The sequence below is a fragment of the Candidatus Phyllobacterium onerii genome (assembly GCF_028331445.1).
GTDB lineage: Bacteria > Pseudomonadota > Alphaproteobacteria > Rhizobiales > Rhizobiaceae > Phyllobacterium > Phyllobacterium onerii.
The window spans coordinates 1-4,919 of record NZ_JAQMHX010000034.1 but is presented as its reverse complement, the minus strand read 5'-3'; the positions used below and the strand labels follow the sequence as shown (position 1 = coordinate 4,919).

General features: G+C 53.1%; 8 protein-coding genes. 2 read left to right on the top strand and 6 right to left on the bottom strand.

Annotated features, from left to right (window positions below; genetic code table 11):
* Positions 1 to 294: 294 nt before the first annotated feature.
* Together PHA01_RS29025 and PHA01_RS29020 are read right to left on the bottom strand one after the other, a co-directional pair.
* Complete coding sequence (locus PHA01_RS29025) at positions 295 to 633, bottom strand: hypothetical protein (RefSeq protein WP_271899712.1); 339 nt, start codon at positions 631 to 633, stop codon at positions 295 to 297.
* Positions 630 to 980 (bottom strand): hypothetical protein, encoded by a 351-nt coding sequence (locus PHA01_RS29020; RefSeq protein ID WP_271899711.1) that lies wholly within the window; start codon positions 978 to 980, stop codon positions 630 to 632. Before PHA01_RS29020 ends, PHA01_RS29025 begins: the two co-directional genes overlap by 4 nt.
* Before the next feature lie 669 nt (positions 981 to 1,649).
* Here PHA01_RS29020 and PHA01_RS29015 point away from each other — a divergent pair.
* The gene (locus PHA01_RS29015) at positions 1,650 to 2,228 is read left to right on the top strand and encodes a hypothetical protein (RefSeq protein WP_271899710.1); all 579 of its coding nucleotides are present in this window, start codon (positions 1,650 to 1,652) and stop codon (positions 2,226 to 2,228) included.
* Positions 2,229 to 2,374: 146 nt separating this feature from the next.
* Entirely contained in the window at positions 2,375 to 2,605 is a 231-nt protein-coding gene (locus PHA01_RS29010; protein WP_271899709.1) for a hypothetical protein, read from the top strand.
* 133 nt (positions 2,606 to 2,738) lie between these two features.
* On the opposite strand, the gene PHA01_RS29005 is transcribed toward PHA01_RS29010, so the two are convergent.
* The 4 genes from PHA01_RS29005 to PHA01_RS28990 all read right to left on the bottom strand — a co-directional run.
* Positions 2,739 to 3,188, bottom strand: coding sequence for a DUF2231 domain-containing protein (locus PHA01_RS29005; protein WP_271899708.1), 450 nt, complete (start codon positions 3,186 to 3,188; stop codon positions 2,739 to 2,741).
* 423 nt (positions 3,189 to 3,611) lie between these two features.
* Positions 3,612 to 3,842, bottom strand: a complete 231-nt coding sequence (locus tag PHA01_RS29000; protein ID WP_271899707.1) for a hypothetical protein — start codon at positions 3,840 to 3,842, stop codon at positions 3,612 to 3,614.
* A 23-nt stretch (positions 3,843 to 3,865) separates the two neighbouring features.
* Positions 3,866 to 4,234 (bottom strand): response regulator transcription factor, encoded by a 369-nt coding sequence (locus tag PHA01_RS28995; RefSeq protein WP_271899706.1) that lies wholly within the window; start codon positions 4,232 to 4,234, stop codon positions 3,866 to 3,868.
* Between the two features lie 124 nt (positions 4,235 to 4,358).
* Positions 4,359 to 4,919: sensor histidine kinase (locus tag PHA01_RS28990; protein ID WP_271899705.1), on the bottom strand; the 561-nt coding region annotated here is incomplete at its 5' end.

The following is a 4,919-nucleotide window of genomic DNA, read 5'->3' as shown; positions in this document are numbered from 1 at the left end:
CAGTTGTTGTACTGTAATAGCAATCGACATTTTGGTGTTAAACAAAACGTAAAATCTATAATATTATCATATAATTAGATTGAATTTGGTGGCTTTTGCTACATAATTCCGCGAAAATGCAACAAGCTCTCTATAGGTTCTGATCAGCTCGGCCGCGTCCCGGAGGAGGACTTGTTTTTCCCCACGGGTAAGATCGGTCGCGCCATTTGCGTGCTTTGTCAGCGCTGAAACGATCCCCGGTTTAGCCGCCATGTCTACTCCATCCTGAGAACGCGGACGACAGCACAATCGATCTTAAATCGTGCCCGCTACGTGCGGCTCGACCCACTGGTCAAGGTAGCGCTCAACGGACAAATCTCCGTCCCACTGCCTGCTGTCTGCCATGTATCGAAAAGCAGCAAAAGGGCTCGCTTGTGTGAAGCCCGAAGTTTTGGGATTGGCATCGAAGTTGACGAACCCGTCTGCAAATACGGTACCTAGCTTCCACTCTGACCCGCCGCTGTCGGCCTGAAGCTCCTCTAAAACGGCCTTCGCTTGAACTTTCGTGTCGGCCCAATGAGACTCCTGCGAACGGGCGACTTTGTATGCGATCTTTCGAGACACCGCATCTTTAACGCCCGCGACTTGATTCATGCCAAGCGATGCAGTTTCCACCATGAGGGAGACGCAGGTTTCAATTCGCGTGCGCTTCCATTGGGGGGCAGCGACGTATACTGCCCAGGAGTAATACTGAGGCGGAAACAAATATTGTGGATGATGTTTTTTGCGTCGGGAGCGGTGAACTCGACGTTTCTTGAACGAAGGTATCCGATATCCGTCGCGTAGTCGGCAGCGTAGTTTAAAACCGCGAACGGGATGATAGTCCGCAACAAGTCCCTGGAGTTCTGTCCCGGCTCAGAAATACCCGAATGTTCACATCGGGCAAGTGCTGCTTCATACAGCTTCTTTAGGTCATCCGCCTTGTTGGTAATTCTAAACATAAGTGCTCCGTGGACTTAAACGCCAATCATGTCTATTGAAATGGTGCGGGCGATTTCGAGGCTTGTACAGTTGCAAATGCAAAAACTTTTGACAGTGGTCGACATGCGTCTGAACAAGCTTGCCGGACGCGTGCCGCAATGTTGATGCTCAACGATCGGCATCAACGATGTTAAGAATAAAAATAGCTCAACCAAGTATCAACCTATAGACAAATAGCCCTGAACGAACCGAGAAACTTTCGCTAGATATTGATTGTCGATATCGCACCGGCGCAACATCGTGTAGATTTGTCGAAAGATTCTTGAGAAATGGATCTTGCGTTTGGAATAATCTCGTGTAATACAGCGCCTCCCGAGCAAATCGGGCAGAAAAAAGGCAAGTGCAATCATGAATAGAAACATATCGATATTTGCGCGGAACGACCGCCAAACTGCTTTCTGAAGCAGCGGTATGTATTGCCGATGCAATGGCAATCGGTTTGTCTTTCGTTCCCTCCTAAAATATCTGCGTCTTTTTGGAAAGGGAACCACCATGCGTGCACGTCATATTCTCCAATTTCATCGCGAGCTTCAACGCGGCATCGAGGGGCGGCCAATTCCGTCCGGTCCGACATTTCTCCTGCCGTCATCCAAATGTTCGGGTGTTGATGCAAAGACCTATGAAAGAGGTTGCCATATAACGGCGATCTGACTTCCGCCGATACGGCCAATTCCACGTCATTACCGTACGTTCCAACCAAGCGATCTGATGCCTCGCGCCGCCCTCCCCTGCGGACGAAGGCATCGACACGCGGGTCATTCGTCAACGACCTCACCAACCAGGAGGTCGTTGTCGAAAGCCAAATCGAACGCGGTCTCGGGACGATCCTGCTTGCGCAGCGCGATGTTAACCGCATCGAAGATCAGCCAACGGCAGTTCGATATAAGGGCGACGATGGTGTGGTGCGCGAGCACACATTCGATTTCCGCGCTTGGTATCTAAGCGGAAAGATCGTCGCCTTTGCCGCGAAGGCTTCGGGACAAGTCGCGAGGAGCGGAATCCGTAGGACGCTGTCCTTAATTTGCGAGCAGAGTTTGAAGGGCTTTGCCCACGAGGTCGTGCTCGTGACGCAGAACCAGATCACCGACGGCCGCGTATGGAGCGCCAGCCAAGTCGTTCGCTCACGAAAGATGAGGAACGACGAGCATTGCGAGCACCTTCGCGGGTTTGCCGCGCAGTTCAGGGGGCGATCAGCATGGCTGATCTGATCTCCTGCTTTGAAGTACCGGCATACGGCCGCAGCGCTATGTTTTACCTGATTTACGATGGGACCTAGTTCCGATCGAACCACACGAACGCATTCAATTCACGAGCCTTCTGGCCGTGAACCGCAACTGAGGGAAAGGAAACCACAATGCCTCAAGTCAAAACCAATCTCGGACCACGCCAGATCATCCAGTCCTATCGCTTTGGGCTGTTCGACAAAGTCCTCATCGATGGCGTCGAGAACGGCGTCGCCAGTTCGGACGGCCGGATCCACGTCTTTGTCCGCAAGGATGGACCGGCCAGTTTGTCGGCAAATGACATGAGTAGGCTCATATGGCCCCACGGCAACGAAAAACGTCGGCTAAGTAGGTCCAAATGACCCGGCTTAGGTTGATGTGTAGTCGATAGGCCCAGCGCTGAGCGCGCAGCGTACCCTGAAACCGAAGGCCAGGTGAAAACAAGCGTCAGTGCCGTAGCGCGGCCAGCGCTGATCGACGAGGAACGGTAAGACATTATTCTGATACTCCTACACGGAGACGGAAGACCAACGAGAATCCCATCCACTCGGTGACCAGTGCGACGACCACGATGCCCGCCGACAAGGTCAGGCCCAAGGGAATCATCGAGGTCCACGCATGATGGGTGTGAATAAACATGTTGAACGCTGCCATGACGAGCAGGATAACGCTGCCGAGGAGATGAATCCGGGCGATCAGCTCACTGCCGACGTCGGGGTCGCCGAGGAAATCGATCAGTCCTGCTATGAAGGCGAGACCACCCATGATCAGGCCCACGGTGACGAGCCAAGCGGAAAAGTCCGCCCACATCATTTCCGCGGTTCGGGAATAGGTAATGTCGGTCAGCAATGCGCCGATGAAGCAGACAAGAGGGAATTGTGCAAACAGGGGGCGGAGCGGCATTCCGACAACTCTGGCTGTTGCACGCGGATGCAATCGGGTCATGAGGATATCCTTTCTCCCTGCGCATGGACTCGAAAATGGACCCATCGCAGTACATCCCGATCCCTTCGGGCGGCAGCTTTCTCTAACAGGCAAGGATTTGCCGGCGACACATACGAATTCGGCTTTCTCTTGAAGAACTTGACACTTCCTTGAGGCCGCGACCGCATCAGATTTGTTGCAGACACTGCAGGATAAACGCTGTTGGAATTATGTGACGTACGGCTGCATTTTGGATTGCAGCAAAAGGGCGTTCGTTGAACGAAGATATTATAATTGCCTTCTCAGGGATTTTATCGCCCGGCGATCCGCCACGCCGCGCCTCCGGACACGGGCAGCACGTATCTTCCAAATCCACGATTGCTGTTGAAGATATCAGGTCGAGTGTGGCCCACCACTGTGTGCAATCCGGAAGGCGATGGGCGACTAACCGGATTTGGCGGATCTGCGTTTGTTGGAGTTCTGCCGATCCCTCAAGTAAGCCAGGATGTCGCCGTCGCACGCCTCCCTCAGCTCTTCGTGTGTAAACCCTTCAGCAAGCGCGTGGGTCTTTAGGTCATCTGCTTCCTGCACCATGTGAACTTTGTCATCCTCATGCGTTTCCGATGTGATGTGCGCATCGACCCAGTCTTGGATGCACTTGTTGATATCCGGCATGTTTTCTCCTTGTCCGACGTAGCCTACTTGATAGCCAGATGTTCAATGCACTCGATCACGTCTTCGCAATCAAAAGGCTTGTTGAAATAAGCAGCGGCCCCGGCTCTCATGACCTGTCTGTGTATCCTCTCGTCTTCGAATGCCGTCATGAATATGACTGGCGTGGTGTCGCCGTTCCTGCGCATCGTTAAAAACAGCTCTACCCCGCCCATTCCTGCCATCTGCACGTCCGTTATGAGGCAGTCGATTTCGATCGAATCTCTTTGGGCCAGGAAGGCTTCAGCGTTTGCAAAACCATGGACATCGAGCCCATGGGAGCCGATCAGATTCTCAAGGGCAGCCAGGAGGGATGCGTCGTCCTCGACGACAGCTATTGATCTCAGGTTGGACAAGTAAGGCCTCTCGCGTGTTCAACGCTTGAACAAGACCTCCAATAAATGCACCCGTGCCCGAAAAGTTTCAATCATACGCACGTTTACATCGGGTAATCGGTTTTCAGGCAGAATCGTCCAGATATCACCCTGACTCCCCTTCCAGGGGAATGGTGAATTCGAATGTTGTTCCCGCGCCCTGCAGGGAATTCGCGGTAATGCTCCCTCCATGGGCAGTCACGATGGAGCGGCAAATTGACAAGCCCATTCCCATGCCGTCCGGCTTGGTCGTGTAGAACGGGTTGAACAGCTTTTCCCGGGTTTCAGGTGTAAGCCCCGGCCCGCTATCGTGAATCTTCACGAGGGCCGCGCGTTCATCAGAAATCGACTCTATCAGCAGTTTCCGAATATTTGCCGATGCCTGTGACATCGCCTGAATAGCGTTCAATACCAGGTTCAGGATTACTTGCTGCAATTGCACCCTGTCGCCACAGACCTGCGGGAGATCGGCAGCCAAAGCAAATTCTAGGCTGACCCGATTGATGTCGATTTCCCTTTGAACCAGCGCAACCGTCTCTTCCAGAACCTCGTTCAGATTGACGTGTGACGCGACGGGAGACGATTTCTTCGACAAGGCACGCAGGTTCTTGATGATCTCGCTGGCGCGTTTGGCATCGGCTACCATGCTCTCCATCGAAGATTGAAC

What these genes read in the sequence shown, in the direction of transcription:
- PHA01_RS29020 (WP_271899711.1), bottom strand. Translation starts at nt 980, where the DNA reads ATGTTTAGAATTACCAACAAGGCGGATGACCTAAAGAAGCTGTATGAA.
- PHA01_RS29025 (WP_271899712.1), bottom strand. Translation starts at nt 633, where the DNA reads ATGAATCAAGTCGCGGGCGTTAAAGATGCGGTGTCTCGAAAGATCGCA.
- PHA01_RS29000 (WP_271899707.1), bottom strand. Translation starts at nt 3,842, where the DNA reads ATGCCGGATATCAACAAGTGCATCCAAGACTGGGTCGATGCGCACATC.
- PHA01_RS29005 (WP_271899708.1), bottom strand. Translation starts at nt 3,188, where the DNA reads ATGACCCGATTGCATCCGCGTGCAACAGCCAGAGTTGTCGGAATGCCG.
- PHA01_RS29010 (WP_271899709.1), top strand. Translation starts at nt 2,375, where the DNA reads ATGCCTCAAGTCAAAACCAATCTCGGACCACGCCAGATCATCCAGTCC.